The 1,601-nt window shown below is 67.1% G+C and carries 2 protein-coding genes; both read left to right on the top strand.

The window, feature by feature from the left end; translation table 11 throughout:
• Positions 1-80: 80 nt before the first annotated feature.
• A complete protein-coding gene (locus tag A3728_RS00680) occupies positions 81-845 on the top strand; it encodes a GNAT family N-acetyltransferase (RefSeq protein WP_067919326.1) in 765 nt (254 codons plus the stop codon).
• An 87-nt stretch (positions 846-932) separates the two neighbouring features.
• Positions 933-1,601: ATP-binding cassette domain-containing protein (locus A3728_RS00675; protein ID WP_150120591.1), on the top strand; the 669-nt coding region annotated here is incomplete at its 3' end.

The following is a 1,601-nucleotide window of genomic DNA, read 5'->3' as shown; positions in this document are numbered from 1 at the left end:
CAACACCTCGTTCCTGCGGCAGTTGCTGGGCAACATCGGGCGTATCGGTCCTTCGGGGCTGTCGGGTTAGGCCCTGTCCCATGACATGCTCGGGGTCGCGCCCGGACAAACCTGATACCGCGGCGGTCCGGTCCGTTCAGCGCGGGCGCTATGTGGTGCGCCCGGCCCAAGGGGAAGGGGACCGAGAGGCGGTCGAGGTGCTGCGCCTGCGCAGCTTTGGCCAGGCCGGCATGCGGGATGCCTTTGACGCGGCAGCCCAGCAAATCCTGATCGAAGACAGCACGAGCGGCGCGCTGGTCTGCAGCTACCGGCTGCAGGAAACCGAGGCCGAAGCCTTACCGGCGAGCCATGCGGCCCAGCATTACGACCTGCGCAGGCTGATGGATTTCAAAGGCCCCATGCTGGAACTGGGCCGCTTTTGCATGGACCCGGACCGGCACGATCCCGACATCCTGCGCGCCGCTTGGGGCGGCATCACCGATCTTGTGGATCGGCGGGGCATCCGGCTGCTTTTCGGCTGTTCCTCTTTCGCAGGCACCGATCCCGCGCCCTACGGGGCGGCCTTTGCCCTGCTGGCGGAACGCTATCTGGCCCCCCCGCGCCTGCAGGTGGCGCGCCGGGCCCCTGCCATCGTCGATCTGACCGCCGAAATGGCGCCACAGCCCTCTGGTGCCGAAGGGCTGCGGAAGATGCCGCCGCTCCTGCGCAGCTACCTGCTGATGGGGGGGCGGGTCAGCGATCACGCGGTCGTCGATCATGCGATGAACACGCTGCATGTCTTCACCGGGCTGGAGATTTCCGCGATACCCGAAAGCCGCAAGAAGCTGCTGCGCGCGCTGGTCTGACGCGGCACCCCGCGCCGGGAAGAGGTATTTCCGCCACCGCACCGGCGGGGCATTGACCATGGCGCGCCGCATGGCTAGCTGGCGGGCATGGCACGCGCACCCCTTTTGCAACTCAACGAAATTTCACTGACCTTCGGCGGCGACCCGGTCTTCGAGGGCCTGTCGCTTGTCGTGCAGCCCGGGGACCGGGTGGCACTGGTGGGGCGCAACGGCTCCGGCAAGTCCACGCTGATGAAGGTCATGGCCGGGCTGGTGGAGCCCGACAGCGGCGATGTGGTCGCGGGGCCGGGCGTTTCGGTCGGCTATATGGAGCAGGATCCGGACCTGAGCGGCTTTGAAACGCTGGGCGATTTCGCGGCCCATGGCCTCGACCCCGGCGAGATGTACAAGGTGGAACGCGCAGGCGAAGGGCTGAAGTTCGATCCCGCCCGCCCCGTCGCCACCGCCAGCGGCGGGGAGCGTCGCCGCGCGGCGCTGGCGCGGCTGATGGCCGAAGAACCGGAACTGATGCTGTTGGACGAGCCGACGAACCATCTGGATATCGAAGCCATCGCTTGGCTCGAAGACGAGTTGAAAGCCACCCGCACCGCCTTTGTCATCATCAGCCATGACCGCGCCTTTTTGCGCGCGCTGACCCGCGCGACGCTCTGGATCGATCGGGGCAGCGTCAGGCGGCAGGAAACCGGCTTCGAAGGGTTCGAGGCCTGGCGCGATCAGGTCTGGGAAGAAGAGGACATGCAGCGCCACAAGCTCAAC

The sequence above is a fragment of the Sulfitobacter sp. HI0040 genome (assembly GCF_001634885.1).
Lineage (GTDB): Bacteria > Pseudomonadota > Alphaproteobacteria > Rhodobacterales > Rhodobacteraceae > Sulfitobacter.
Note: the sequence above shows the minus strand (reverse complement) of the source record. Positions and strands in the feature narration are given on the sequence as shown.

Coding starts and splice junctions, on each gene's coding strand:
- A3728_RS00680 (WP_067919326.1), top strand. CDS start 81: ATGACATGCTCGGGGTCGCGCCCGGACAAACCTGATACCGCGGCGGTC.